The following is a 25,521-nucleotide window of genomic DNA, read 5'->3' as shown; positions in this document are numbered from 1 at the left end:
ATATGTTCGAATGAACTCCATGCGCTGGGACAACCTCTCCGCTCCCCCGGACGAGGGGACTCCCGATCGGGCGGCGCCGGCGGCTCCACCCCTGCCGCTGGCGCTGCCCGGCGCCGTCGCCCGCACGTTCGACACACCGGGCTTCGCCGGCATGACCTTCTACGAGGTCCACGCCAAGTCGATCATCAACCGGGTGCCCGGCCAGTCGCGCGTGCCGTTCGAGTGGACCATCAACCCCTACCGGGGCTGCTCGCACGCCTGCGTCTACTGCCTGGGCGGCGACACACCGATCCTGATGGCCGACGGCCGCACCAGGGCGATCAGCGAACTGGAGCCCGGCGACCGGATCTACGGCACCCGGCGGCGCGGCGCCTACCGCCACTACGTCGTCACCACGGTGCTCGACAAGTGGTCCACCGTGAAGCGGGCCTACCGGATCACACTGGCCGACGGCACCACGCTCGTCGCCAGCGGCGACCACCGGTTCCTCACCGAACGCGGCTGGAAGCACGTCACCGGGACAATGCGCGGCGGTGGACGCCGTCCGCACCTGACCACCCGCAACCGCCTGCTCGGCACCGGCGGGTTCGTGGTGGCGCCGAAGCGCTCGGCCGACTACCGCCGGGGCTACCTGCACGCGCTGGTCCGCCACGACGGCCCCGCCGGTGACCGGCGCGGCACCCGGTTCCGGCTGGCCACCGCCGAGGCGGAGGCGCTCGACCGGGCCGAGCGCCACCTGGCCGACGCCGGGGTCACCGTCGAGCGGGTCACGATCGCCCGGGTGGGCCGCCGGGCGACGACCACTGTGGTACGCACAGCCGGCCCGGCCGATGTCGTCACCGGGCTGTTCGCGCCACCCGACGAGACGACTGACGACTGGGCGCTCGGCTACCTGGCCGGCATGTTCGACGCCACCGGGACGTGCCACCGGGGCGTGTTCCGGATCAGCGTCGCCGACGACGAGAGCCGGGCCCGCGCGGCCGCCGCACTGGAGCGTTTCGACTTCCGGTGGGCGCTCGACGTGCCGGGCGCACCGGGTGCGGCGCGTCAGCTCCGGCTGACCGGCGGGCTGCCGGAGCGGCTGCGCTTCTTCCACCTCACCGACCCGGCCGTCACCGCCCGGCGTTCGATCGAGGGCATGGCGCTCAAGTGCGCGGCGCGACTCCAGGTGACAGCCGTCGAAGATCTCGGCCTGGAGCTTCCGCTGTGGGACATCACCACCGGCACCGGCGACTTCATCGCCAACGGCGTGGTCAGCCACAACTGCTTTGCCCGCAACACCCACACCTACCTCGACCTGGACCCGGGCGCCGACTTCGACCGCAAGGTGATCGTCAAGGTCAACGCGGGCGAGCTGGTCCGCCGCGAACTGGCCGCGCCTCGCTGGCGCGGCGCGCACGTCGCCATGGGCACCAACGTGGACTGTTACCAGCGGGCCGAGGGCCGCTACCGGCTGATGCCGCCGATCATCGAGGCGCTGCGGGACTTCGCGAACCCGTTCTCCATCCTGACCAAGGGCACCCTGCTGCTGCGCGACCTGCCCCTGTTGCGCCAGGCAGCCGAGGTGGCACGGGTCGGGCTGTCGTACTCGGTGGGGTTCGTCGACGAGGCACTCTGGCGGGCGGCCGAGCCTGGTACGCCGAGCCCGCGCCGCCGCCTCGACGCGGTCCGCACCCTCACCGACTCCGGATTCTCCGTCGGCGTGCTGATGGCGCCGATCCTGCCCGGTCTCAGCGACGACGAGGAGTCCATCGACGCCACTGTCGCGGCCATCGCCGCCTCCGGGGCGGCCGGCGTGACGCCGTTGCCGCTGCATCTGCGGCCCGGCGCCCGGGAGTGGTACGCCCGCTGGCTGGCCCGGGAGTTCCCCCACCTGGTGCCCCGCTACCGGCAGCTCTACCAGGCCGGCTCGTACGCACCGCAGGCGTACCAGCGGGAGGTGACAGCGCGGGTGCGGATGGCGGCACGCCGGCACGGGTTGCACCGGGGCGGGACCGGCGACAATCGCCGGCTGCCGGAGACTCCCCCACCCGCCCCGGCCGCCGAGCAGCTCTCCCTGCTCTAGCGACCGGGGGAACCCGCACCCGCGGGGCTAGGCTCGGGGGATGCGTTCCGCTCAGCAGATCCTCGCCGACTCCGCCGTGATCGCCGTCGTGGGCGCCTCCCGTGATCCGGGCAAGGCCGCGCACCGCGTACCGCTGGAGATGCAGCGGCACGGGTGGCGGATCATCCCGGTCAACCCGACTGCGGACGAGTTGTTCGGCGAGAAGGCGTACCCGACGCTCGCCGACATCCCGCACCCGGTCGACCTGGTCGACGTGTTCCGCCCGGCCCGTGACGCGGTCGACGTGGTGCGGCAGGCGGTGGCGATCGGCGCCCCGGCGGTGTGGTTGCAGCTCGGGATCTTCTCGGACGAGGCGCGCCGGATCGCCGAGGAGGCCGGCCTCGACTACGTCGAGGACAAATGCCTCATCGTCGAGCGGGCCGCCGCCGGCCTGACCCGTCGCGGCTGACGGCGCGGGGCGGCGGTTCGGGTCCGAAGACCAGGTCGAGCTGGGCGTCGAGCGCGGCCAACGCGGTCTCCGGGGGGTAGTGGCCGCCGAGCACGTAGATGCCGAGACCCTCCATCACGGCGAGCAGCCCGACCGCAGCCCGTTCCGGATCCACCCGGCCGTCCGCGGCGAGCGGTGAGCCGGCGGCGATCTGCCCGGCCACGAAGGCCAGCAGCGCGGCCGTCTCGTCGTGCAGCGCGGCGGCCACGGCCGGCCGGACGGCGGTGTACGCGAGGAACGCCAGGGCCACCCGTCCGCCCGCCCGCCGGTCCTCGTCCAGCGGCAGCAGCTCGGCCAGCATGGCCCGCAGCAGCGCCCGGGGCGCCGGAGTCGTGCCGAGCGGCTCGACCGCCCTCCGGACCCGGGCCTCGTTGCGCTCGCGCACCACTGCGAGCGCGAAGACCATCATCTCGTCCCGCGTGCGGAAGTAGTGCTGCACCATCCCGGGGCTGACCTCGGCCGCCGCGGCCACGTGGCGCAGGCTGACCGCCTCCAGCCCCTGCTCGGCGGCGACCCGCATCAGCGCGTCGGCGATCAGCGCGCGACGCTCCCGGTGGTCGACCCGCTTCGGCATGCCCCCATGGTTTCACAATACGACTGCATTGACACCCCGCCCACGCGCGTTTACATTGCAGTCGTATTGAAAAAGAGGGGGTGCGGTGATGGGACGGGCGATCCGGCTGGCGCGGCGTGCGGTGGCGTACGAGTGGGGCATGTGGCGCAGCCTCACCCGGTGGATCCTGCGCCGCCCGTATCCGGTCGCGCCGGGCGCGCAGACGTACGCCTACGTCGGCGGCGTGCAGCCGATCCTGCTGGCCTTCATCGCCCTGTCCACGATCGAGATCCCGATCCTCGACGTGATCCTCCGGCACACGGTCGACCAGCCGGCGGTGCGGCACGCGGCGATCGCGCTCGGCGTCTGGGGTGTGCTGTGGATGATCGGGCTGCTGGCCGCCCTCCGGATCCATCCGCACGTCGTCGACGACGCCGGCCTGCGGGTGCGCAACGGCGTCTCGGTCGACGTCACGATCCCGTGGAGCGCGGTCGCCCGGGTGGCGCTCCGCCGCAGGTCGCTGCCGTCCAGCCGGGCCGTCCAGTACGAAGCGGACGACCCGGCGGTGCTCAACCTCGGCGTCGGCAGCCAGACGGCGGTCGACGTGGTGCTGCGCGAGCCGCTGTCGGTGCGGCTGCCGAAGGGGCCGAGCGAGCCGGTGCGGGAGATCCGGCTGTACGCCGACGACCCGACGGCGCTGGTCGAGCACGCGCGGCGGCACCTGCCCGCCGCCGAGCAGGCCGCCCACCGGCCCGAGCGGTGAGCAGGGCCGTTACTGCTTGTACTGCTTGAGCAGACCGCGCGAGATGATCGTCTTCTGGATCTCCGAGGTGCCCTCGCCGATCAGCAGGAACGGCGCCTCGCGCATCAGGCGCTCGATCTCGTACTCCTTGGAGTAGCCGTAGCCGCCGTGGATCCGGAACGCCTCCTGGACCACCTCGGCGCAGTACTCGGACGCCAGCAGCTTCGCCATGCCCGCCTCGACGTCGTTGCGCTGGCCGGCGTCCTTGAGCCGGGCCGCGTTGACCATGAGCGCGTGCGCGGCCTCGATCTTCGTACCCATCTCGGCGAGCTTGAACGCGACGGCCTGGTGCTTGGCGAGCGGCTGGCCGAAGGTGTGGCGCTGCTGGGCGTACGCGACCGCCAGCTCGAACGCCCGGATCGAGATGCCGCAGGCGCGGGCCGCGACGTTCACCCGGCCGACCTCGATGCCGTCCATCATCTGGTAGAAGCCACGGCCGACCTTCTCCTCGCCGCCGAGCACCGCGGAGGCGGGCACCGTGACGCCGTCGAGCACCATCTCGGTGGTCTCGACACCCTTGTAGCCCATCTTGTCGATCTTGCCGGGGATGGTGAGGCCGGGCGCGGTCTCGCCGAAGCCGGGCTCCTTCTCCAGCAGGAAGGTGCTCATGTTGCCGTAGACCGAGTCGGCCCCGGTGTCGGTCTTGACCAGGGTGGCGACCACCGAGGAGTACGCCCCGTTGGTGAGCCACATCTTCTGGCCGTTGAGGACGTAGTTGTCGCCGTCGCGGACGGCCTTCGACTTGATCGCCGAGACGTCCGAGCCGCACTCGGGCTCCGACATCGAGAACGCGCCGCGCACCTCGCCGGTGGCCATCCGGGGCAGCAGCCGGGCCTTCTGGTCGGCCGAGCCGTGCTGCGAGATGAGGTACGCCACGATGAAGTGGGTGTTGACGATGCCGGAGATCGACATCCAGCCCCGGGACAGTTCCTCGACCACCAGGGCGTAGGTCAGCAGGGACTCGCCCAGGCCGCCGTACTCCTCGTCGATGGTGAGGCCGAACAGCCCCATCTCGCGCATCCCGTCGAGGATGTCGCTCGGGTACTCGTCGGCGTGCTCCAGCCGCTGCGCGTGCGGGATGATCTCCTTGTCGGCGAACTCCCGGACGGTTTCCAGGATCGACCGCTGCACGTCGGTCAGTCCGGGTGTCTGGGCGAGTCGGGCCATCTCAGCCTCCGGGGTCAGCGCCTTACTCATGGGTAACTGAACGCTCGGTCAGTATCGGTCCCGCGACCGGCCGCGCCAAGGTGACCAGTCCACACAACCGCTGTGAAAAGGTTCACCGCTGCGGGTAGCGTCCGCAAGAGAGAGGGCCGTCGACCTGGGGGAAGGGGCGCCCGTGACCGACGAGCAGCCACCGTCGCCGTACGAGCCGCCGTCGCACGGCCAGCCGTACGGGCAGCCGCAGTACGGCCAGCAGCACCCGCAGTGGGGCCAGCAACCCCCGTACGCACCGCAGCCGCCCTACGGCCAGTACGGCCCGCCCGGCCAGGGACCGGGACCAGGCCCCCGTGGCACGAACGTGCTCGCCATCCTGTCGCTCGTCTTCGCGTTCGTCTTCGCGCCCGCCGGCATCGTCTGCGGCCACCTGGCCAAGCGGCAGATCCGGCAGACCGGCGAGGACGGCGACCAGCTCGCCACCTGGGGTCTGATCCTCAGCTACATCTTCACCGCGATCGGCCTGCTGGTCTGCTGCGGCTGGATCGGGCTGGCGATCTGGGCCAGCTCCGACAACGGCACCTACTGACCGTCAGCGGAACTGCGCCTCCCGGACGCTGTTGCCGCCGTCGACCACGAGCATCTGCCCGGTGATGTACGACGCGGCCGGCGAGCAGAGGAACGCGATCGCCGCGGCCACCTCGTCCGGCGTGCCGGGACGACCGACCGGCGTACCGAGGCCCTGCTTGATCTCGGCCATCGTGGACGCCGCGGTGTGGATGATTCCGGGCGCGACCGCGTTCACCGTCACCCCGTCGGCGATCATCTCCATCGCCAGCGCCCGGGTCAGCCCGACCACGCCGGCCTTGGCCGCCGCGTAGGCCGCCTCGGTGGGCAGCGCGTTCACCGGCCCGGCGGTGGCTGCCAGGTTGACGATCCGGCCCCAGCCCCGCTCGGCCATGCCGCCGATGAACGCACGGCTGCACAGGAACGCGGTGGTCAGGTTGCGGTCGATCTCGCCGCGCCACTCGTCGTACGTCAGCTGGGCCACCGGCCGCAGCACCTCCGGGCTGGCCCGGCTGGCCAGGCCCGCGTTGTTCACCAGCACCTCGACGTCGCCGAGCTGCTCGGCCACCGCGTCGGCGAGCGCGCCCACCTCCGACTCGTCGGTGAGGTCGGCGACGAAACCGGTGACACCCAGCTCGCCCGCGCGTTCGTGGATGCGCCTCGTGGTGGACACGATCGCCACCCGGGCGCCCAGGTCCGACAGCCGGCGCGCGGTCGCGTACCCGATGCCGTCCGGGCTGCCCGCACCGGTCACCAGGGCGACCCGGCCGTCCAGGCGCATGGTGGCCGGTTCCGGCAGCGGCGCCGGCCGTTCGGAGTCGGCGGCGCCGACCGGCTCGCCGCCGCGCGGGCGCCGCACCGACCCCGGCCGGCTCATGTCCCGTCGCGACCGACCCCCACGCGCGTCAAGTGCCATGCCCAGGATCCTGCCCGGTGCCGACCCCACGGGCAACGCGGTGGCCGGAAAGGGGACGTCCGTGTCGCGCGCAAGGTGGCTACCCTGAGCGCGACCACGTACCTGGAGATGATCAGATGACCTATCCCCCACCGTCCGGTGGCTGGCAGGACCCCTCGGCGGCCGGGCCGCAGTCGAGCCCACCGGCCGACCCGATGCTGCCGATGGCCGGCAACCCCATCCCCGCCCAGCCCACCTCGGCGGACCCGTACGCGCCCGCCGACCCGTACGCCGGCATGAAGTCCGCCGACCCGTACGCGGCGGCCGGCTACCCGCCGGGCGCCTATCCGCAGCCGGGCGCGTACCCGCCCCCGGGTGGTTATCCCGGATACGGGTACCCCTCCGGACCGAAGCAGAACGGCCTGGCCATCGCCGCGATGATCGTTTCGATAGTCGGCGCGCTCGGCCTCTGCGGTTACGGCCTCGGCGGCTACATCGGCGTGGTGGGCGCGATCCTCGGCCACGTATCCCGTAAGCAGATCAGGGAACGCGGCGAGGGCGGCGAGGGCTTCGCCACCGCAGGCATCATCGTCGGCTGGATCGCCACCGTGCTGGCCGTGCTGGCCACCGCCGCCATCGTGATCTTCATTGTCTGGGCGGCCAACCACGACCCGTCCAGCTACGACAGCACGACCTACTGAACTCGGCGGGCCGCCCCGCGACCTCGGGGCGGCCCGGGCCGGTCACTCCGAGGGCGGGGTGAACGAGGAGGTACGGGACATGCCGGCGGCGCGTCCCTTGGCGGCGATCACCAGCGCCATCTTGCGGGACGCCTCGTCGATCATCTCGTCGCCGAGCATCACCGCGCCGAGCTTCCCGCCCACCTCCGAGGTGTAGTAGTCGTACGCGTCGAGGATCAGCTCGGCGTGGTCGTAGTCGGCCTGCGCCGGGGAGTAGACCTCGTTCGCGGCGTCGATCTGGCCGGGATGCAGCACCCACTTGCCGTCGAAGCCCAGCGCCGCCGAGCGCTTCGCCACCTCGCGGAACGCGTCCACGTCCCGGATCTGCAGGAACGGGCCGTCGACGGCCTGCTTGTCGTGCATCCGCGCGGCCATCAGGATGCGCATGAGGATGTAGTGGTACGGGTCGCCCGGGTAGTCCGGGATCAGCGCGCCGACCACGAGCGACTTCATGTTGATCGAGGCCATGAAGTCGGCGGGGCCGAAAATGATCGTCTCGACCCGGGGCGAGGCGCCGGCGATGGCGTCCACGTTCACCAGCCCGGCCGCGTTCTCGATCTGCGCCTCGATGCCGATCCGGCCCACCTCCAGGCCGAGCGTCTTCTCGATCTGGGTGAGCAGCAGGTCCAGCCAGTGCACCTGCTCGGCGTTCTGCACCTTCGGCAGCATGATGCAGTCCAGGTTCGCCCCGGCGCCCTCGACCACCTCGATGACGTCCCGGTAGGTCCACGGCGTGGTCAGGTCGTTGACCCGGACCACGCGGGTCTTGCCCGCCCAGTCGCCCTCGTTCAGCGTGGCCACGATGTTCTTGCGCGCGTCCGGCTTGGCCAGCGGGGCGACCGCGTCCTCCAGGTCCAGGAAGACCTGGTCGGCGGGGAGGCCCTGCGCCTTGCCGAGCATTTTGACGCTGGAGCCGGGGACCGCCAGGCAGGATCGGCGGGGACGACCGACAGCGGTCATGGATGCGCTCCTTCCAGCGTCCGGCGCGGGGTGCCGGCGCAGCGGTGGACTCCGAGAACTCAACGATCCCTAAGGGCGTGGTGACGCCACGGTAACCTCGTGCCGTGACCGGGGTGAATGGACCTGTGGAAGATCTCACTGAGCGTCGGATCGTGGTGCTGACCGGGGCCAGCTCCGGCATCGGGCTGGCCGCCGCGGAGGAACTGGCCCGCCGCGGTGACCAGGTGGTGCTGGTCGGCCGCGACCCGGCCCGGCTGCGCGCCGCGGGCGAGCGGGTCCGCGAGTGCTGCGGCGAGCAGCCGGAGCTGTTCCGCGCCGACTTCGCCGTGCTCGACGACGTACGCGGGCTCGCCGAGCGGCTGCGCGAGCGGTACGACCGGATCGACGTGCTCGCCAACAACGCCGGCGCGATCGTGCTGGAACCGATCACCACGGTCGACGGGTTCGAGCTGAGCATGCAGGCCAACCACCTCGCCCCGTTCCTGCTCAGCAACCTGCTGCGGGACCGGATCGGGCGGATGGTGGTCACCGGATCGGACGCGCACCGCAGCGGTGTGCTGGACCCGGACGACCTCAACTCCGCGCTGCGCTCCTACCGGCCGTTCCGCGCGTACGGCACCAGCAAGCAGGCGAACATCCTGTTCACCGCCGAGGCGGCGCGACGCTGGCCGGAGGTGCCGGCGCACGTGTTCCACCCCGGCGTGGTGCGTACCCGCTTCGGCAACGAGAGCCGGATCGTGGCGCTCGGCATGCGGCTGCTGCCGTTCCGCAGCCCGCAGAAGGGCGCGGAGACGCTCGTCTGGCTCGCCTGCCAGGATCCGTCCCGGCTGACCGGCGGCGGCTACTACGCCGACCGCAAGCCGCACCGGCCCCGGCCCAAGGCCGCCGACCCGGCGCTGGCCGCCCGGCTCTGGACGGCCAGCGCGAAGGCGCTCGGGCTGGACGCCTGACGGAACCGGGAGGAACACATGACCACGGAGCAGCGGTCCTGCTGGTCGCGCTCGTCGACCTGAGCGCCGACGTGGACGCCGGGCAGCGCTACGAGTAGGTCACGACACGTGCACCGGGACGCTCGTGACCACCACGCCGGGCAGCGCGCGCAACGCGGCCCGTAGCCGCTGCTCGGCGCGGCTGTGCAGCAGCCGGTACCGCCGCCGGCGCAGCACCACCTCCGGCACGATCACGGTGAGCGTCAGGTCGGGGCTCGCGGCGTGCAACGCCTCCAGGTAGTGCGCCAGCGGCCCGATCACCGCCCGGTACGGCGACACGATCGTCTCCAGCCGCAGGTGGTCGCCCCAGGCCCGCCACTGCTCCCGGAACCGGTCCGCCTCGGCCTCCTCGGGAGCCAGGTGCACGGCGAGCGTCGGCCGACCGAGTGACGTCGCGTACGCCAGCGCGCGCAGCGACGCCCGGTTCAGCCGGGCCACCGGCACGACCACCAGGTGGCGTACCTGCTGGGGCAGTTCGTCGCCCTCGGCGGGCGGTACGGGTGGCGGCGGATGCAGGGCCAGCGCGTGGTGCAGCCGGGCGTAGTGCCTGTGGATCCGGCGGAACAGCAGCACGAGCAGCGGCACCGCGAGCACCACCACCCAGGCGCCCTCGGTGAACTTGGCGACCGCCGCGGTCAGCAGCACCAGCCCGGACAGCGCCGCCCCGGCCGCGTTGGCGGCGAGCCGGCGGCGCCATCCCGGCCCCCGGTGGCGCCGCCAGTGCACCACCATCCCGGTCTGGGACAGCGTGAAGGCGAGGAACACGCCCACCGCGTACAGCGGGATCAGCCGCTCGGTGTGCCCGCCGAACGCGACGAACACCGCCGCGGCGGTCAGCGCCAGCGCCACCAGCCCGTTGCTGAACGCCAGCCGGTCACCCATGTGCAGGAACCGGCGCGGCACGTGCCCGTCGCGGGCCATGAAGAACAGCAGCCGGGGGAAGTCGTTGAACGCCGTGTTCGCGGCGAGCAGCAGGATCAGCGCGGTGGTGGCCTGGAGGATCGCGTACCCGGGCCCGCTCGGGAACGTCACCCGGCCGAGTTGGGACAGCAGCATCTCGTCCGCCCGGGGCACCAGGCCGTCGAGGTGGATCAGCCCGACCAGGCCGGCGAACAGCGTGACCAGCATGGCGACCATCCAGCCGAGCGTGGTGCGGGCGTTGCGCCACTCGGTCGGGCGGAACGCGGGCACCGCGTTGGAGACCGCCTCGATGCCGGTCATCGACACCGCGCCGGAGGAGAACGCCCGCAGCACCAGCAGCAGGCCCAGGCCCTCGGCCGCGGGCACCGAGGGCGGTGGCACCGGCGCGAAACCCCGCGATGCGGCCTTCGTGTAACCGATCGCCAGCACCGCGACCAGCACCACCACGAACGCGTACGTGGGCAGCACGAAGATGTTCCCGGCGGTGCGTACGCCGCGCAGGTTGCCGGCGAGCAGCACGACGATCACCAGCACCCCGAGCGGCACCGCCCACGAGCTGAGCCCGGGTAGCGCCGAGGTGACCGCGTGCACCCCGGCCGCCACCGACACGGACACGGTCAGCACGTAGTCGAGCATCAGCCCGGCCGCGGCGGCGAGTCCCGGCGTACGCCCGAGGTTGTCCCCCGCGACGATGTACGAGCCGGCACCGTGCGGATAGGCCGGGATGGTCTGCCGGTAGGAGAGGCCGACGGCGACCATCAGCACCACGAGCACGGCGGCGAGCGGCAGGGCCAGCCCGAGCGCGGCGCTCCCGGCCAGCACCAGCACCGCGAGCATCGCCTCCGGCCCGTACGCCACGGAACTGAGCAGGTCGGAGGAGAGCACCGGCAGCGCGACGAGTTTGCGCATCCGCTCGTACAGCACCGACGCGCTGGACAGCGGCGGCCCGAGCAGGGCCCGGCGGACCCGGGCGGCGGTCCGGCCGGCCCGGTCGCCGGGCAGGTCGGCCGCACCGGTGGCGACCAGTTCGTCCGGCTGCGCCACTGCGAACATGTCGATCGGCGCCAGCCGGCCGAACCGGGTGGGCGCCGGGTGGTGGTCGTGCCGCCCCAGCGTCGGCTCGACCGGCAGGTCGTCTGCGCGGCTCGGGCCGCGCCAGCGCTCACCGATCCGGCCGAGCGCCGCCCGTTCCTCGTCGCCGAGCGGCGGGAACTCGGCCGAGGGCGTGACGACGGTGCCCGCCTCCGCCGCGTCCTCCCGGTCCGTCCCCACCCTGAGCACTTTCGTGCAAACCGGACGGCCCGGTGGCCGGAACGGCGCGACTTCGCCCCGACCGGCTCAGTCGCCGAGCGGCGTCGGGTCGGCGGGGGCCGCGACCGGCGCGGCGCGACGGCCGGCCCGCGCGCCGCCGAGCACCACCACCGCCACGCCGGCCAGCAGCAGCGCCAGGCCCGGCAGGGCCAGCGGCCGGGGCAACTGACCCAGCCAGACCCAGCCGATCAGCGCCGCACCCGGCGCCTCCAGCAGGATCAGCACACTGACCGTGGTCGCGGAGACCCGGCGCAGGGCGTAGTTGAACATCGAGTGGCCGAGCAGCTGGGCGCCCGCCACCAGGCCGAGGATCGCCAGCCAGGTCGCGCCGTCGAAGCCGTGCAGGCGTACGCCGCCGACCAGGCACACCACGAGCAGGATCGCCGCGCAGACGCCGTAGCAGACGGTGGTGTAGGTGGTGGTGCTGATGCTGGCCCGGGCCCGCTCGCCGAAGGCGGTGTAGACGGCCGCGAACAGTCCGCCGACCACCGCGAGCAGGTCGCCGGCGAACGCCCGGCCGGAGACACCGAAGTCGGCGCCGGTGGCGAGCACCGCGCCGAGTACCGCCACCGCGACTCCGGCCCACACCGCCGCCGGCAGCCGCCGTCCCTGCCCGCGGGCGATCAGGCCCTGCCACACCGGCTGCGTCGCGCCCAGCGCGGTCGCGGCCGCCACCGAGGTGAGCTGCGCGCTCGGCATCCAGGTGGCGAAGTGGGCGGCCAGGGCGACCCCGGAGAGCACGCAGTAGAGCCCCTCGCGCCGACCCGGCCCGACGGTCAGCGCCCGGAGTTCGGCGCGCCGCCTGGTCAACGCGACAGGGCCCAGGACCGCCACCGACAACGCGGTACGCCAGAAGGCCACTGCCAGCGCCGACGCGGCGGCGAACGCCACGAGCGGCGCCGAGGACGAGACCGAGGCGACGGCCAGGGCGAGCGCGCCCACCGTCAACGCGTCGAGCGGCGGGCGATGCGGAACGGTCGGCACGAACAGTGATCCTCACACGGACACCCGACCGACACGGAACGTCAGCACTCCGTTACGATCATGCGCGTCCCGGCGATCCCCCCTCGACGTCCGGAGGCGTTCCCTCATGCCCATGTTCCAGGCGGTGCTGTTCGACTTCTTCGGCACCCTGACCCATGGTGTGCGGCGCGGAGCCGCCCACCGCGCCATCGCCGAGATGCTCGGCTGCTCCACCGAGGCCCTGGTGGAGGTGCTGGACAGCAGCTTCTACGAACGGGCGAGCGGCTCCTTCGGGAACGCCGAGTCGACGATGCGCTGGGTGTGCGCCCGGCTCGGCGTCCACCCGTCCGACGCGGCGGTACGCTCCGCCGTCGCCACCCGGCACCGGGCAGTACGCGCGGACACCCGGCTACGCGCCGAGGCGGTGCCGGTGCTGGCCGCGTTGCGCCACCGGGGCGTCCGGACCGGGCTGGTCAGCGACTGCACACACGAACTGCCGGCGTTCCTGCCGCAGCTCACCGTCGCGCCGCTGCTCGACGCCCAGGTCTTCTCGGTACGCCTCGGCCGCTGCAAGCCGGACCCGGCGCTCTACCTGGCCGCGTGTCACCGGCTCGGCCAGGCGCCGGTCGACTGCCTCTACGTCGGGGACGGCGACAGCCAGGAGCTGACCGGCGCGGAGCGGGCGGGGCTGAGCGCCGCCCGGTTGGCGGCACCGGATCTCGCCGACCACGTGGTCCTCAACGCCGACCACGGTTTCGACGGGCCGTCGCTGACCTCACTGACGGGCGTGCTCGACCTGCTCGACCCGGTCCCCGTCGCCTGACCCGGCTCGCCGAGGGTTCGCGCGGTCAGCGGCGGCGGACGCGGTGCAGGCGGAACGGCTTGCGGACGGCCCGTACCACAGAGGCCGGGCGGGGCTGCTCGCTCAGCGAGCCGTCCGGCAGGTCGGCGCCGGACACCGCGGTGCCGGCGGGCGCGAGCCGGTTCAGCGCGCACCCCTGCGCCGCCCACCGCTCCACCAGCTCGGCGGCGGAGCCGGAGGCGTTGAGCCGCTTCGCCGCGACCAGCGGCGCGACGGTGTCCCACTCCTCGGTGCCCGGTCGCAGCCGGGTCACCAGCGCCGGCCAGGTGACGATCCGCCCGCCGTGGTCGCCGCGCAGCGTCACGTCGGCCGTGTCGCCGTCGGCCAGCCCGGGTGCGGTCTGCTCGCCGGGACCGGTGACCACGAGCAGGGTGCCCTCCAGCGGCAGGCACCACAGCGCGTACGCCGGGCCGCCGGTGCTCACCCAGCAGACCGCCGCCTTCTTCACCGCCTCGTCCACAAGCGGCGGCGTCACCCGCTCGTCCACCTCGTCACTCACCCCGCCATCCTCCCCCATGCCCCGCCCACCCCGCCCCGATGGTCAAGGAGACGGAGGTCAGCCGATGAACGGGGGGACGGTGATCTCGCCTCGGGCCACCGGCATGACCTGGCCGGACACGGTGGCGCCCACCGCCAGTCCACCGGCTGCCGTCACGGTGCAGACGAGCGTCGACGGACGGTTGATCTCGATGCCCTGCCGGACGGTGTACTCCGCGCGGCCCTCGCCGGGCAGCAGGCCGCTGGCGACCAGCCACACGCCCAGTCCCAGGGCGGCCGAGCCGGTCGCCGGGTCCTCCGGTACGCCGAGCCCCGGCACGAAGACCCGGGCGTGTGCGGTTTGCGAACCGGGCTCCCAGGAGAAGAGGCTGACGTGCTCCACTCCGTACCGCTGCGCCGCCGTCGTGTTCAACCGTGCCCGGGCCACCGCGTCCGGGCGTACCGGAAGATAGGGGAATTCGAGGCCGCACCCGGCGACCCGCGGTGGCGGGCCGGCGTGGTCGGGGCCGGTGAGGCCGACCATCTCCAGCAGCGGCTCCGGGTCGAGTTCCGGGCCGAGCGTGGGCGTGCCGCCGGTGAGCGTCGCGCCGGTGGCTGTCACCTCGATCGGCAGGACGCCGGCGCCGCACTCCTGGGTGATCCGGCCGACGCCGAAGACGCCGCGCCGGCTCGCGGTGACCGCGGCGCCGACGCTCGGGTGCCCGGCGAAGGGCAGCTCGTCGGCCGGGGTGAAGATCCGGGCCCGGTAGGTGGCGCCCACCTGCGTCGGCGGCAGCACGAAGACCGTCTCGGACAGGTTGAACTCCAGCGCGAGCGCCTGCATCTGCTCGGTGGCCAGCCCTTCCGCGCCGAACACCACGGCCAGCGGGTTGCCGGCGAACGGGCGGTCGGTGAAGACGTCCACGATCTCGTAGCCCAAGGTCGACATGTTGTTAGAGAGTAGGCCCTTAGGCTGGTGCCCGTGAGCACGCCGAACCGGGTCTACCTCGCTCGACTCGCCGGAGTCGCCGTTTTCGATCCGAACGGCGACCAGGTCGGCCGCGTCCGCGACGCGGTGGCCCGGATGCGCGCGACCCAGCGACCGCCCGAGGTGGTCGGTCTGGTCGCCGAGATGCCGATGCGACGGCGCATCTTCCTGTCCATCAACCGGATCACCTCCATCGACACGGACGCGGTGGTGCTCGGCAGCGGCACGCTCAACCTGCGCCGGTTCGAGAAGCGCCCGAACGAGCTGCTGGTGCTCCAGGAACTGCTGGACCGCCGGGTCCAGCTCGACAGCGGGCAGGCCGGCTCGGTGGTGGACGTGGCGATGGAGTGCAGCCGCGGCGGCGAGTGGGCGCTGAGCCGCGTCGCCGTGCGCGAGCACACCGGGCGGCTCACCCGCCGCGGCCACCTCCACCAGGTCGACTGGGACCGGGTCCGCGGGCTGGGTGCGGTCGGCGACAACCGGGGTACGGCGAACCTGCTCGCCGTCCTGGAGGACATGCGCCCGGCCGACCTGGCGAACGCCCTCCAGGATCTGCCCGACGCCCGGCGCAACGAGGTGGCCGCCGCGCTCGACGACGAGCGCCTGGCCGACGTGCTGAGCGAGCTGCCCGAGCGCGACCAGGTGGAGATCCTGGCCGCGCTGGACCGCCAGCGTGCCGCCGACGTGCTGGAGGAGATGGAGCCGGACGACGCGGCCGACCTGCTCAACGAGCTGCCCCCGCCGGAGCAGGACGTGCTGCTGGACCTGATGGAGCCGGACGAGGCCGACCCGGTACGCCAGTTGCTGCGCTACGCCTCCGGTACCGCCGGCAGCGTGATGACCTCGGAGCCGGTGATCCTGCCGCCGGACGCCACGGTGGCCGAGGCGCTGGCCCGGATCCGGGAGACGCAGCTGTCCCCCGCGGTGGCGGCCCAGGTCTTCGTGTCCCGTGCCCCGCTGACCACGCCGACCGGCCGCTACCTGGGTATGGTGCACTTCCAGCGGTTGCTCCGCGAACCGCCGGCCGACCTGCTCGGCGGCATCGTGGTGAACGACATCGACCCGCTGCGCACATCGACCCCGCTGCCCGAGATCACCCGCCGGATGGCCACGTACGACATGGTCGGGATGCCGGTGGTCGACCGGAACAACCGGCTGGTCGGCGCGGTGACAGTGGACGACGTGCTGGACCACTCCCTGCCGCGCGACTGGCGGGACCGGGACGCGGCCCCCACCTCGTCCGCCACCGACGACGGCACCCTGGACGGCGACGATGAGTGACCAGCGACGCGGCGACCGGCTCGACCAGCCGCGCGCCCCGCGGAGCCTGCACCTGCCGCGGATCGACGCGGAGACGTTCGGCCGCTGGGCCGAGGGCATCGCCCGGGGCATGGGCACGGCGAACTTCCTCGTCTACATGACGCTCATCCTGGTGGCCTGGTTCCTGTGGAACACGCTGGCGCCGGCGGGTCTGCGCTTCGACCCGTACACCTTCACGTTCCTGACCTTGATCCTCTCCCTGCAGGCGTCGTACGCGGCGCCGCTGATCCTGCTCGCGCAGAACCGGCAGGCGGACCGGGACCGGATCGCGCTGGACGAGGACCGGCGGCGGGCCACGCTGCAGAAGGCCGACACGGAGTACCTGGCCCGGGAGATAGCCGCGCTGCGGATCGCGATGGGCGACGTGGCGACGCGGGACTTCCTGCGCTCGGAGCTGACCCGGCTGGGTGAGGAGCTGGACGAGGCGGCCGAGCGGCGACGCAAGCGGGAGCGGCGGCAGCAGGAGCGGGAGGGCCGCCGGGCGGGCGGCGGCGAGCCGCTGGACGAGCCCCGGGACGAGCTGGACGGCGACTACGCGCGGGACGGCCGGCGCGACGCCTGACCGGTCATCGAATCGCTCACACCGTCCCCGCCAGCGGCGGTGGCGGATGACCCGCGACGTAGCATTGCGGGCATGTCAGCACCCGTCAGCACCGTCTCCGACGCGATCCAGGCCGCCCTGGCCACCGTCAACGACCCGGAGATCCGCCGGCCGATCACCGAGCTCGGCATGGTCCAGTCCGCCGAGCGTGGCGAGGACGGCGTGGTCCGGGTGGAGCTGCTGCTCACCGTGGCCGGCTGCCCGCTGAAGGACAAGCTGCGCAGTGACATCACCGCCGCCGTGGCCGCCGTGCCCGGCGTGAGCGGTGTCGAGATCACCTTCGGTGTGATGAGCCCGGAGCAGCGCCAGGAGCTGCAGTCGAAGCTGCGCGGTGGCGGCGCCACCGCCGAGCCGGTGATCCCGTTCGCCCAGCCCGGCTCGCGGACCCGCGTCTACGCGGTCGCCAGCGGCAAGGGCGGTGTCGGCAAGTCCAGCGTCACCGTCAATCTGGCCGCCGCGCTGGCGTCCCGGGGCCTGTCGGTGGGTGTGGTGGACGCGGACATCTACGGCCACTCGGTGCCCCGGATGCTCGGCGCCGACGGCGCGCCGACCCGCGTCGAGGACATGATCATGCCGCCGCAGTCGCACGGTGTGAAGGTCATCTCGATCGGCATGTTCACCCCCGGCAACGCCGCTGTGGTCTGGCGCGGGCCGATGCTGCACCGGGCGCTCCAGCAGTTCCTCGCCGACGTCTACTGGGGTGACCTGGACGTCCTCCTGCTCGACCTGCCGCCGGGCACCGGCGACATCGCGATCTCGGTGGCCCAGTTGCTGCCGAACGCGGAGATCCTCGTCGTCACCACGCCGCAGGCGGCCGCCGCCGAGGTGGCCGAGCGGGCCGGTGCGATCTCGTTGCAGACCCACCAGCGGGTGGTCGGCGTGATCGAGAACATGTCCTGGCTGGAGATGCCGGACGGCTCCCGGATGGAGGTCTTCGGGGCCGGTGGCGGCGCGGCGGTGGCCGAGTCGCTGACCCGCACGATCGGCGCGCAGGTGCCGGTGTTGGGGCAGATCCCGCTGGACACCCGGGTACGCGAGGGCGGCGACGCCGGTCAGCCGATCGTGCTGGCGCAGCCGGACGCCCCGGCTGCGAAGGCCCTGTTCCAGGTCGCCGACCGCCTGGCCGTCCGCCGCGAGTCCCTGCTCGGCAAGCCCCTGGGCCTCAAGCCCACCGGCCGCTGACCCACCCACCCCTCCCACCCCCTTCCCGGGGTCGATCATGAGGTTGACGGTCGCCGGAGCGGCGTGTCGCGCCGTCAACTTCATGATCGACGGCGCGGTCGGCGGGAAGGCTGGGCGTTCAGGTCGCGTCGTCGTAGGACGGGCGGGGGGACGGTGGGGTGGGGGTGGGGGTGCTGGTGGCCACCCTCGGGGTGTGCAGGTCGGCGGCCTTCGCCACGTCCTTCAGCTCGTCGTGCACGCCTGTGACGTCCGAGCGCAGGTTGTCGTACATGCTCTGCAGCGGCTTGCGGATCGCCTGCTCGTCGTCCTCGCTGAGCAGGTGCTTGCGGATGAACGCCTTCGGGTGCAGATCCTCCAGCTGGATGTCGGTGCCCAGCTCGCGGCTCAGGTCGCCGGTGGCGTTCCGCGCCATGTTGCGCAGGTTGCGGACCATCCGGAGGCCGTCGTTGATGACGTTGGGCAGCCGGTCCCCGAAGATCAACAACGCCAGGAGCAGCAGGGCGCCGATCTCCCACCAGTTCAGGTTCTCGAACACTCCGGCCTCCTCGTCCGTGTCAGGGGCCAGACTACGCACGTCAGGTGGCCGTCCGGGAGGGGGTGACCGGTGCTCACTTCGCGTCCGCGGCGAGCGTCACCGACGCGTTCTGCCGGGCCGACCCGCGCCGGTACTCGACAGTCACCACGGAACCGGGCGCGTACTTGCGCACCAGTGCCACCAGATCGGTCGGATCGGTCATCGGGTGGCCGTCCAGCCGGAGCACCACGTCCCCGGTACGCAGCCCGGCGGCCGCCGCCGGACCGGCCGGTTCGACCGCGTTGAGGCGTACGCCGCCGCCGGCGGTGCCGGTGCCGCCGACCTGGGCGCCGATCACCGTACGCCGGGCCTTGCCGGTGCCGATGATGTCCTCGGTGATCCGCTTCGCCTGGTTGATCGGGATGGCGAAGGCGAGGCCGATGTTGCCGGCCTCCTGCCCGTCGGCCACCAGCGACTTGATCGTCGAGTTCACCCCGACCACCCGCCCGGCGCCGTCCACCAACGGGCCGCCGGAGTTGCCGTGGTTGACAGCGGCGTCGGTCTGGATCGCCGCGTAGTAGCGGGTCGGCCCGCCCGGCTCGCCGGCCTGCATCGTCCGGTCCAGCGCGCTCACGATGCCCGCGGTGACGGTGTTGGCGAGCGACAACGGTGACCCGATGGCGAGCACCGGGTCACCGACGGCGAGCGAGTCGGAGTCGCCGAACTGCACCGGGGTCAGCCCGCTGCGCGAGACCTTGATCACGGCGAGGTCGGACTCCGGGTCCTGCCCGACCACGGTGCCGGCGGCGGTGCTGCCGTCGTTGAACACGACAGTGGCCTTGCCGGGGCCGTCGGCGACCACGTGGTCGTTGGTGACGATGTGGCCCTCGCCGGTCACCACGAACCCGGAGCCCTCGCTGGTGCCGCCGAGGCTGACCACCCGGATGGTGACCACGCTGGGCAGCACCCGCTCGGCCACCCCGGCCAGCGACTCGGGCTTGCGCTGGGCCAGCGCCGGGGCCTGCCCGGACTGCGCGCCGAGCGTCGGCACGTCACCGCCGCGCAGGAGGGCGTAGGTCAGGGCGCTGCCGAGAGAACCGGCAAGCAGCGCCGTGACCAGGGAGATCAGCACCACCTGGCGGAGCCCCGGCCGGGTCGGCAGGTCCGGGTCGGTGACCGGTTCCGGCTCCCCCGCACCGGACGCCGGCGCCGCCGGGATCACCACGGCGGCGGGCGCGTACGGATCCCGCCACGGGTCGGCAAGCGCGTCGGACCACCACGGCGACGTCGCCTGACCCGGGGCGTCCTGCGGCGGTCGTCCGGACGCCGGCCCGCCCGGCGATCCGCCGGGCCGCCGCCAGTCCCAGCCGTCGGTCACGTCGGTGCCTCCCACTCCGTCCCGCTGGCCCCGCGCCGGCGGCCGGCGGAGCCGGACGACAGTGACGCGCGGGACACATCCAGGATTACACGGATGACGCGAACGGAGTCAGGGGTTGCCGTCCGTGAGCACTCCGCGGCGGACTCGCGGCTGCGCCGGTACCGGCCCGCCTCTACGCTCACAGTGCATACCGCCCCTCGTACCAGTCCGCCCCTCGGAGGTGTCCCATCGCCACGGTCGCCGGTCACGGCAGTTCGACGGCCCAGGCGCTCCACTTCGCCGAGTCTTTCGTCACCGAGGATCTCGTGCTGCGCACGGCCCGCGCCCTCGCCCACGAGGTGGGGGTGGATGCGGTCACGCCCGGGTCGGGTGCTGCGCTGCGGCTGCTCGCCGCCGCCGGCAACGCCCGGGCCGTGGTGGAGATCGGCACCGGCACTGGGGTGAGCGGCATGTGGCTGCTGCGCGGCATGCGCCCCGACGGTGTGCTCACCACGATCGACGTCGAGGTCGAATACCAGCGCATCGCCCGGCGGCTGTTCCAGGAGGCGGGATTCCCGTCGGGGCGTACCCGGATCATCACCGGCCGGGCCCTCGACGTGCTGCCGCGGCTCGCGGACGGCGCCTACGACCTGGTCTTCGTGGACGCGGTGGCGACCGGCTTCGCCGCGTACGTGGACGCGGCGCTGCGGCTGCTGCGCCCCGGCGGCGTGCTCGCGCTCAACGGTGCGCTGGCGGCCGGCCGGATCGGCGACCCGGCCGCGCGGGACGCCGAGACGGTCACCGTACGGGAGACGATCAAGGCGATCCGCGAGTCGGAGAACTGGGTGCCCGCGCTGCTGCCGGTCGGCCACGGCCTGCTCGCCGCCGTGAAGGCCTGACGGGGCTGGCTCAGCCCAGCGTCGCCAGCCAGCGCAGCAGCCCGCGCACACCCCAGCCGGTGGCGCCCTTGACCAGCTCGCCGTGCGTGTCGTCGGACCACGACGGCGCGGACATGTCCAGGTGCGCCCACCGGTCCCGCAGGTCGCCGGTGAACTCCCGCAGGAACAGCGCGGCGACCACCGAACCGGCGCCCTGCGCCGGGGAGCTGTGCAGGTCGGCGATCTCGCTGGCCAGATACTCCACGTAGTCGTCGGCCAGCGGCATCCGCCAGGCCCGCTCGCCGGCCGCGGTGATCGCGTCGAGCAGGCCGGCCGCGAGCGCGTCGTTCTCGCTGTAGAGCGCGGCGTGCCGCTTGCCCAGGGCGACGGCGTTCGCGCCGGTCAGCGTCGCCAGGTCGAGCAGCAGGTCGGGCTTCAGCTCGCGGGCCGCGTACGCCAGCGCGTCGGCGAGCACCAGGCGGCCCTCGGCGTCGGAGTTGGTGCTCTCGCTCGTCAGCCCGCCGTAGTGCCGGATCACGTCACCGGGGCGGAACGCCGAGCCGCTGACCATGTTCTCGGCGAGCGGGGCGAGTGTGGTGACCCGGACCGGCAGGCGCAGTTCGGCGGCGCCGAGCGTCGCGGCGATCACGGCGGCGGCACCGGCCATGTCCTTGCGCATGAGCTTCATAGCCGGCACCGGCTTGATCGAGATGCCGCCGGTGTCGAACGTGATGCCCTTGCCGACGAGCACCACGTGGGTACGCGCGCCCTCCGGCCGCCAGTCCAGCTCCACCAGGCGCGGGCCGCTCGCGGAGCCGCCGCCGACGGCGAGGAGACCGCCGAAGCCCTCGGCCGCCAGTTCCTCCGGGCCGCGTACCCGCAGGTGCAGGTCGGGGCGCCCGGACACGGCCTCGGCCACCTGCGCGGCGAACCACTCCGGGTTCTTGGTGGACGAGGGCATGTTGGTGAGGTCCCGGGCGAGCCGGGTCGTCTCGGCGGTGGCCCGGGCGGCGTCGAGCGTGCCGGCAAGAGCGTCCGGGTCGTCGACGAGCACCGACACCTCGGCCAGGGCGGGTCGCTTGCCTGACTCGGTGAGACGGAATCGGTACGAGCCGAGCAGCAGCCCTTCGGCGAGGCCACGCAACGCCGCCGTCGCCTCGCCGGGAAGCGCGATGGTGATCTGCGTCTCATCCTTCGCCGCGCGGGCCAGCGCCGCTCCGGCGGTGCGCCAGTCGCGCTCGTCGCCCTCGCCGACGCCCAGGAGCCACAGCCGCGCCGGGGAGCCACCGGGACGCAGGTGCTCGCGCACCTCGCCGGCCGCGCCGGTGAGCCCGGCGGCGGACAGGACGGCGGCGGCCTCGGCAGGGACGTCGTCGCCGAGCGGCACGGCGGCCGGGACCAGGCGTGCCGTGGAGTCCGGCGAGATCGTGGAGTCCGGCGAGGCCAGGGGGTCCGGGGAGTCCGGCCCTCCGGGACGGACGGGCAGGACGAGAGCGTCGGGCCCTGCGGGCCCGCTCACCAGACGAATGACCAGCACGCTGGACCGTACCTCCGAAACGGGTTGAACGGGCACATTCCCCCACGCAGCCGTCGAGGAAAGACCCTGAGCCACCGGGCATGCCGGTGGCTCAGGGTAGGACGAACCGCCCGCACGGCGGACGCCGCGCGGGACACTCCTCGAATCAGCCCGCGGCCGCCTTCAACGCGTCACCGAGCGCGGTGGCCTCGTCGGGAGTCATCTCGACGACGAGCCGGCCACCACCCTCCAGCGGGACTCGCATGACGATGCCCCGGCCCTCCTTGGTGACTTCCAGCGGACCGTCGCCCGTCCGCGGCTTCATCGCCGCCATGTTGTCTCCCCTCAGACCTACACCAGGGTCGGTGAGTTGCCCCACAGCCACTTCGCCATCGCCATCCGCAACCGTCGCGGAAGGCCCGACCAACGATTTTCCCTGATGAACACCGCCGGACCCAAACCGAAGCAGCATTGATGTAACAGCACCTAGCTTATCTTGGATAGGCCTGTCACAATGTGCGGTCATGCAGGCACGGTCGGCACTCTTCGACCTGTACGGCGACCACCTCCGGGCCCGGGGTGGCCGCGCACCGGTCGCCGCCCTGGTCAAGCTGCTCGCCCCGCTCGGGATCGCCCCACCGGCGGTACGCACCGCGGTCTCCCGGATGGTCCGTCAGGGCTGGCTGGAACCGCTCCGGCTCGCGTCCGGACCGGGATATTCGATCACCCCGAAGGCGGCACGTCGACTCGACGAGGCGGCGTCCCGGATCTACCGGACCGGGCGGCACAGCTGGGACGGGCGGTTCGATCTCCTGGTGCTCACCGCGCCCTCGTCCCGCCGGGACCGGCAGCGGCTCGCCGCGAACCTCGCCTTCCTCGGCTACGGCACGCTCGACGACTGCACCTGGGTGGCGACCCGCCCGGGTGAGGACGTCGACCTGCTGCTCGACGAGGCGGGCGTGCGCTACGAACGGTTCACCGCCGCGCACGCGGCCGGCACCCCCGGCGCCATGGGCGTGGTCCGCCGCGCCTGGGACCTGGCCGAGATCGGCCGGGCGTACGAGCGCTTCGTCGGCGAGCAGAAGCCGCTGCTCTCCGGCGTCACCGTGCGCAGCAGCGACGAGGACGCGTACGCGGCCCGATTCCGGCTCGTGCACGCATGGCGTACGTTCCTGTTCCGGGATCCGCAACTGCCCCCGGCACTGCTGCCCGAGCGCTGGCCGGGCACCAGCGCGGCCAGCTTCTTCGACCGGCACGCGGCCCGGCTCCGGCCGGCCGCCGACCGGTACGTCGAGCAGTGCCTCGACACCGGCAACCGCCTCGCCCGACAGAAGGGTCGTTAGAAACGTGACCGAGCCGCTGCTCGTCGACCGCGCCGACGCCGTCGTCACCCTGACGCTGAACCGCCCGGCGGCGATGAACTCGCTCGACGTGGCGCTCAAGGAGGCACTCCGGGACACGCTGGCCGAGCTGGAGAGCGACCGGTCCTGCCGGGCGGTCGTGCTCGCCGGCGCGGGCGGTTCGTTCAGCGCCGGGCAGGACCTGCGCGAGCACGTGCGGACGCTGGAGACCTCGGACGCCGACCCGCTGGGCACGGTCCGGGCGCACTACAACCCGATCGCCGCCCGGCTGGCCAACCTGCCCAAGCCGGTGGTCGCCGCGGTGCGCGGGATGGCCGCCGGGGCCGGCGCCTCGCTGGCGTTCCTGGCCGACTTCCGCATCGGCGGCCCGAAGACCCGGTTCCTGATGGCGTTCGCCGGGGTGGGCCTCGCCGCCGACACCGGCGCCTCCTGGACGCTGCCCCGGCTGGTCGGTCACGCCAAGGCCGTCGAGCTGCTGATGCTCGCCGAGCCGGTCGGCGCCGAGGAGGCCTGCCGGCTGGGCCTGCTGACCAAGCTGGTGGACGACGACGAGCAGGTGCTCCCGACCGCGCAGGAACTGGCCGCCCGGCTCGCCGCCGGCCCGACAGTGGCGTACGGGGCGATCAAGCGCCAGCTCTCCATCGCCGACGCGGGCACGCTCGCCGACGCGCTGGCCGCCGAGGCGCAGGCGCAGGCGATCTGCGGCGCCACCGCCGACCACCGGGCCGCCACGGCGGCGTTCGTCGCGAAGCAGAAGCCGGCCTTCGAGGGCCGCTGACCGCGCCGGGCGGCGCCGGAGGTCAGTCGTCCTCTTCCGGATCCTGGTTGGCCTCGACGCCGAGCACGAACGCCTGCATGGCCAGCTCGTCGCCGTACGGCGAGACGAACGCCGGCAGCTCCCGCGGGCCCAGCTCCTGCACGTAGGACCAGAAGATCCGGACCGCCTCGGCACGCGACGCGGCCTCGATCGGCAGGTCCAGGCTGACCAGCCAGGTGCTGCGGGCGGGCGGCGGGCCGAGCCGGTCGGCCAGCGACCGCCAGCGGGCCGGGTCGAGTGCCACGACCGGGCCGTCCGGCGCCGGACCGTCGACCGGCACCGGCTCGTCGAGCACCCGCCGGGTGTACGCGACCACGAGCGGCCCGGCCACCGCGTCGGACTGCGGATCGTCCGGGTCCTCCCGGGTCTCGGACGACGCGAGCGCAACCCGGCCGAGCGCGACCAGGCGCAGCGGCTCGTCGACGAGCACTGCCACCCGGTCGCCGGGCCGGGGGCGGGCCGCCTCGGACAGCCCGGTCAGCTCCAGCAGGTCGTGGTGCACCAGCCGCTCGGCCTCGAAGCGCTCGGCGGGCAGCAGCACCGCCCAGGCCCCGGTCGTGGTCGTGGTCGCACCGTCGGTCGTCCCGCTCGTACGCGGCTCGGTGTCGGTCATGCCCCAATCCCATCACGCCGGAGGTGGCGCGCTCCGTCACACCCCGGCCCGGTCACCGCTCACGTGGCAGTCGGCCAGGTGGTCGTCGACCATGCCGGTGGCCTGCATCAGCGCGTAGGCGGTCGTGGGGCCAACGAACCGGAAGCCCCGCTTCTTGAGCGCCTTGGCCATCGCCACGGACTCCGGGCTGGTGGCCGGCACCTCGGCGAAGGACCGGGGAGGTGCGGCCCGGGGCGGGGGCGCGAAGGACCAGAGCAGCGCGGAGAGGCCATCGGACAGCTCGGACGCGGCCCGGGCGTTCGCGATCGCCGCCTCGATCTTGGCCCGGTTGCGGACGATCCCCGCGTCGGCCATCAGCCGGGTCACGTCGGCCTCGTCGTATCGGGCCACCGACTCGATCCGGAAGCCGGCGAAGGCGTCCCGGAACGCCTGCCGCTTGCGCAGGATGGTCAGCCAGGACAGGCCGGACTGGAACGCCTCCAGCGTCAGCCGCTCGTAGAGCGCGTCGTCGCCGCGCAGCGGCCGGCCCCACTCCTCGTCGTGGTAGACGGCGTAGTCGGGGGTGCTCGCCCCCCACGCGCAGCGCGGCAGCCCGTCGGCGCCGGTCACCAGGTCAGTCACGGC

General features: G+C 73.2%; 27 protein-coding genes. 13 read left to right on the top strand and 14 right to left on the bottom strand.

Features of this window, described 5'->3' with window-relative positions; translation table 11 throughout:
- Window positions 1-10 precede the first annotated feature (10 nt).
- Together O7622_RS07550 and O7622_RS07545 are read left to right on the top strand one after the other, a co-directional pair.
- Window positions 11-2,065, top strand: coding sequence for an intein-containing Rv2578c family radical SAM protein (locus O7622_RS07550; protein ID WP_348774052.1), 2,055 nt, complete (start codon window positions 11-13; stop codon window positions 2,063-2,065).
- 40 nt (window positions 2,066-2,105) lie between these two features.
- Window positions 2,106-2,513, top strand: coding sequence for a CoA-binding protein (locus tag O7622_RS07545; protein WP_282312553.1), 408 nt, complete (start codon window positions 2,106-2,108; stop codon window positions 2,511-2,513).
- Here O7622_RS07545 and O7622_RS07540 read toward each other — a convergent pair.
- The gene (locus O7622_RS07540) at window positions 2,470-3,126 is read right to left on the bottom strand and encodes a TetR family transcriptional regulator C-terminal domain-containing protein (RefSeq protein WP_282312552.1); all 657 of its coding nucleotides are present in this window, start codon (window positions 3,124-3,126) and stop codon (window positions 2,470-2,472) included. The genes O7622_RS07545 and O7622_RS07540 overlap by 44 nt on opposite strands.
- Window positions 3,127-3,214: 88 nt before the next feature.
- Here O7622_RS07540 and O7622_RS07535 point away from each other — a divergent pair, with 88 nt between their 5' ends.
- Window positions 3,215-3,868, top strand: coding sequence for a hypothetical protein (locus O7622_RS07535; RefSeq protein WP_282312551.1), 654 nt, complete (start codon window positions 3,215-3,217; stop codon window positions 3,866-3,868).
- Window positions 3,869-3,877: 9 nt separating this feature from the next.
- Here O7622_RS07535 and O7622_RS07530 read toward each other — a convergent pair whose 3' ends face one another.
- Window positions 3,878-5,074 (bottom strand): acyl-CoA dehydrogenase family protein, encoded by a 1,197-nt coding sequence (locus O7622_RS07530; RefSeq protein WP_073825580.1) that lies wholly within the window; start codon window positions 5,072-5,074, stop codon window positions 3,878-3,880.
- 172 nt (window positions 5,075-5,246) lie between these two features.
- On the opposite strand from O7622_RS07530, the gene O7622_RS07525 reads away from it, so the two are divergent.
- The gene (locus O7622_RS07525) at window positions 5,247-5,654 is read left to right on the top strand and encodes a DUF4190 domain-containing protein (protein WP_282312550.1); all 408 of its coding nucleotides are present in this window, start codon (window positions 5,247-5,249) and stop codon (window positions 5,652-5,654) included.
- A gap of 3 nt (window positions 5,655-5,657) precedes the next feature.
- Here the strand turns inward: O7622_RS07525 and O7622_RS07520 are convergent, their stop codons facing one another.
- The gene (locus tag O7622_RS07520) at window positions 5,658-6,509 is read right to left on the bottom strand and encodes an SDR family NAD(P)-dependent oxidoreductase (RefSeq protein ID WP_030273642.1); all 852 of its coding nucleotides are present in this window, start codon (window positions 6,507-6,509) and stop codon (window positions 5,658-5,660) included.
- A gap of 155 nt (window positions 6,510-6,664) precedes the next feature.
- Here O7622_RS07520 and O7622_RS07515 point away from each other — a divergent pair, with 155 nt between their 5' ends.
- Complete coding sequence (locus O7622_RS07515) at window positions 6,665-7,228, top strand: DUF4190 domain-containing protein (protein ID WP_282312549.1); 564 nt, start codon at window positions 6,665-6,667, stop codon at window positions 7,226-7,228.
- A 42-nt stretch (window positions 7,229-7,270) separates the two neighbouring features.
- Here O7622_RS07515 and O7622_RS07510 read toward each other — a convergent pair whose 3' ends face one another.
- Window positions 7,271-8,227 (bottom strand): CoA ester lyase, encoded by a 957-nt coding sequence (locus O7622_RS07510; RefSeq protein WP_282312548.1) that lies wholly within the window; start codon window positions 8,225-8,227, stop codon window positions 7,271-7,273.
- Window positions 8,228-8,352: 125 nt separating this feature from the next.
- Here O7622_RS07510 and O7622_RS07505 point away from each other — a divergent pair, with 125 nt between their 5' ends.
- A complete protein-coding gene (locus O7622_RS07505) occupies window positions 8,353-9,177 on the top strand; it encodes an SDR family NAD(P)-dependent oxidoreductase (RefSeq protein ID WP_282312547.1) in 825 nt (274 codons plus the stop codon).
- A 99-nt stretch (window positions 9,178-9,276) separates the two neighbouring features.
- On the opposite strand, the gene O7622_RS07500 is transcribed toward O7622_RS07505, so the two are convergent.
- Together O7622_RS07500 and O7622_RS07495 are read right to left on the bottom strand one after the other, a co-directional pair.
- The gene (locus O7622_RS07500; protein ID WP_282312546.1) at window positions 9,277-11,409 is read right to left on the bottom strand and encodes an APC family permease; all 2,133 of its coding nucleotides are present in this window, start codon (window positions 11,407-11,409) and stop codon (window positions 9,277-9,279) included.
- A 66-nt stretch (window positions 11,410-11,475) separates the two neighbouring features.
- Window positions 11,476-12,432, bottom strand: coding sequence for a DMT family transporter (locus tag O7622_RS07495; protein ID WP_282312544.1), 957 nt, complete (start codon window positions 12,430-12,432; stop codon window positions 11,476-11,478).
- Between the two features lie 106 nt (window positions 12,433-12,538).
- Here O7622_RS07495 and O7622_RS07490 point away from each other — a divergent pair, with 106 nt between their 5' ends.
- Window positions 12,539-13,234: an HAD family hydrolase gene (locus O7622_RS07490; protein ID WP_282312543.1), complete on the top strand. Its 696-nt coding sequence runs from the start codon at window positions 12,539-12,541 to the stop codon at window positions 13,232-13,234.
- 25 nt (window positions 13,235-13,259) lie between these two features.
- On the opposite strand, the gene O7622_RS07485 is transcribed toward O7622_RS07490, so the two are convergent.
- Together O7622_RS07485 and O7622_RS07480 are read right to left on the bottom strand one after the other, a co-directional pair.
- A complete protein-coding gene (locus O7622_RS07485; protein ID WP_282312542.1) occupies window positions 13,260-13,790 on the bottom strand; it encodes a hypothetical protein in 531 nt (176 codons plus the stop codon).
- A gap of 39 nt (window positions 13,791-13,829) precedes the next feature.
- The gene (locus O7622_RS07480) at window positions 13,830-14,699 is read right to left on the bottom strand and encodes a PhzF family phenazine biosynthesis protein (RefSeq protein ID WP_282312541.1); all 870 of its coding nucleotides are present in this window, start codon (window positions 14,697-14,699) and stop codon (window positions 13,830-13,832) included.
- 33 nt (window positions 14,700-14,732) lie between these two features.
- On the opposite strand from O7622_RS07480, the gene O7622_RS07475 reads away from it, so the two are divergent.
- The 3 genes from O7622_RS07475 (at window position 14,733) to O7622_RS07465 (ending at window position 17,841) form a co-directional block, all read left to right on the top strand.
- Window positions 14,733-16,019 carry a CBS domain-containing protein gene (locus O7622_RS07475; RefSeq protein WP_282312540.1) on the top strand — a complete coding sequence of 429 codons (1,287 nt, stop codon included), beginning with the start codon at window positions 14,733-14,735 and terminating at the stop codon, window positions 16,017-16,019.
- Window positions 16,012-16,620 carry a DUF1003 domain-containing protein gene (locus tag O7622_RS07470; protein ID WP_282312539.1) on the top strand — a complete coding sequence of 203 codons (609 nt, stop codon included), beginning with the start codon at window positions 16,012-16,014 and terminating at the stop codon, window positions 16,618-16,620. Before O7622_RS07475 ends, O7622_RS07470 begins: the two co-directional genes overlap by 8 nt.
- 72 nt (window positions 16,621-16,692) lie before the next feature.
- A complete protein-coding gene (locus O7622_RS07465) occupies window positions 16,693-17,841 on the top strand; it encodes a P-loop NTPase (protein ID WP_282312538.1) in 1,149 nt (382 codons plus the stop codon).
- 118 nt (window positions 17,842-17,959) lie between these two features.
- Here O7622_RS07465 and O7622_RS07460 read toward each other — a convergent pair whose 3' ends face one another.
- Entirely contained in the window at window positions 17,960-18,376 is a 417-nt protein-coding gene (locus O7622_RS07460) for a preprotein translocase subunit TatB (protein WP_282312537.1), read from the bottom strand.
- 73 nt (window positions 18,377-18,449) lie between these two features.
- Window positions 18,450-19,748, bottom strand: coding sequence for a trypsin-like peptidase domain-containing protein (locus tag O7622_RS07455; RefSeq protein WP_282312536.1), 1,299 nt, complete (start codon window positions 19,746-19,748; stop codon window positions 18,450-18,452).
- Between the two features lie 212 nt (window positions 19,749-19,960).
- Here O7622_RS07455 and O7622_RS07450 point away from each other — a divergent pair, with 212 nt between their 5' ends.
- Window positions 19,961-20,611, top strand: a complete 651-nt coding sequence (locus O7622_RS07450; RefSeq protein WP_282314070.1) for an O-methyltransferase — start codon at window positions 19,961-19,963, stop codon at window positions 20,609-20,611.
- 10 nt (window positions 20,612-20,621) lie between these two features.
- On the opposite strand, the gene O7622_RS07445 is transcribed toward O7622_RS07450, so the two are convergent.
- Together O7622_RS07445 and O7622_RS07440 are read right to left on the bottom strand one after the other, a co-directional pair.
- Window positions 20,622-22,127 (bottom strand): leucyl aminopeptidase family protein, encoded by a 1,506-nt coding sequence (locus O7622_RS07445; protein ID WP_282312535.1) that lies wholly within the window; start codon window positions 22,125-22,127, stop codon window positions 20,622-20,624.
- A gap of 145 nt (window positions 22,128-22,272) precedes the next feature.
- Window positions 22,273-22,440, bottom strand: coding sequence for a DUF3117 domain-containing protein (locus O7622_RS07440; protein WP_013283866.1), 168 nt, complete (start codon window positions 22,438-22,440; stop codon window positions 22,273-22,275).
- 190 nt (window positions 22,441-22,630) lie between these two features.
- Here O7622_RS07440 and O7622_RS07435 point away from each other — a divergent pair, with 190 nt between their 5' ends.
- Together O7622_RS07435 and O7622_RS07430 are read left to right on the top strand one after the other, a co-directional pair.
- The gene (locus tag O7622_RS07435) at window positions 22,631-23,449 is read left to right on the top strand and encodes a PaaX family transcriptional regulator C-terminal domain-containing protein (protein ID WP_282312533.1); all 819 of its coding nucleotides are present in this window, start codon (window positions 22,631-22,633) and stop codon (window positions 23,447-23,449) included.
- Window positions 23,450-23,453: 4 nt separating this feature from the next.
- A complete protein-coding gene (locus tag O7622_RS07430) occupies window positions 23,454-24,245 on the top strand; it encodes an enoyl-CoA hydratase-related protein (protein ID WP_282312531.1) in 792 nt (263 codons plus the stop codon).
- Between the two features lie 22 nt (window positions 24,246-24,267).
- On the opposite strand, the gene O7622_RS07425 is transcribed toward O7622_RS07430, so the two are convergent.
- Both O7622_RS07425 and O7622_RS07420 read right to left on the bottom strand, forming a co-directional pair.
- Window positions 24,268-24,897: a hypothetical protein gene (locus tag O7622_RS07425; protein WP_282312530.1), complete on the bottom strand. Its 630-nt coding sequence runs from the start codon at window positions 24,895-24,897 to the stop codon at window positions 24,268-24,270.
- Between the two features lie 36 nt (window positions 24,898-24,933).
- Window positions 24,934-25,518 (bottom strand): DNA-3-methyladenine glycosylase I, encoded by a 585-nt coding sequence (locus tag O7622_RS07420; protein ID WP_282312529.1) that lies wholly within the window; start codon window positions 25,516-25,518, stop codon window positions 24,934-24,936.
- Window positions 25,519-25,521 lie beyond the last annotated feature (3 nt).

This window comes from Micromonospora sp. WMMD1076, assembly GCF_029581475.1.
GTDB lineage: Bacteria > Actinomycetota > Actinomycetes > Mycobacteriales > Micromonosporaceae > Micromonospora > Micromonospora aurantiaca.
The sequence above is the reverse complement of the archived record's forward strand: the minus strand, read 5'-3'. Positions and strand labels throughout refer to the sequence as shown.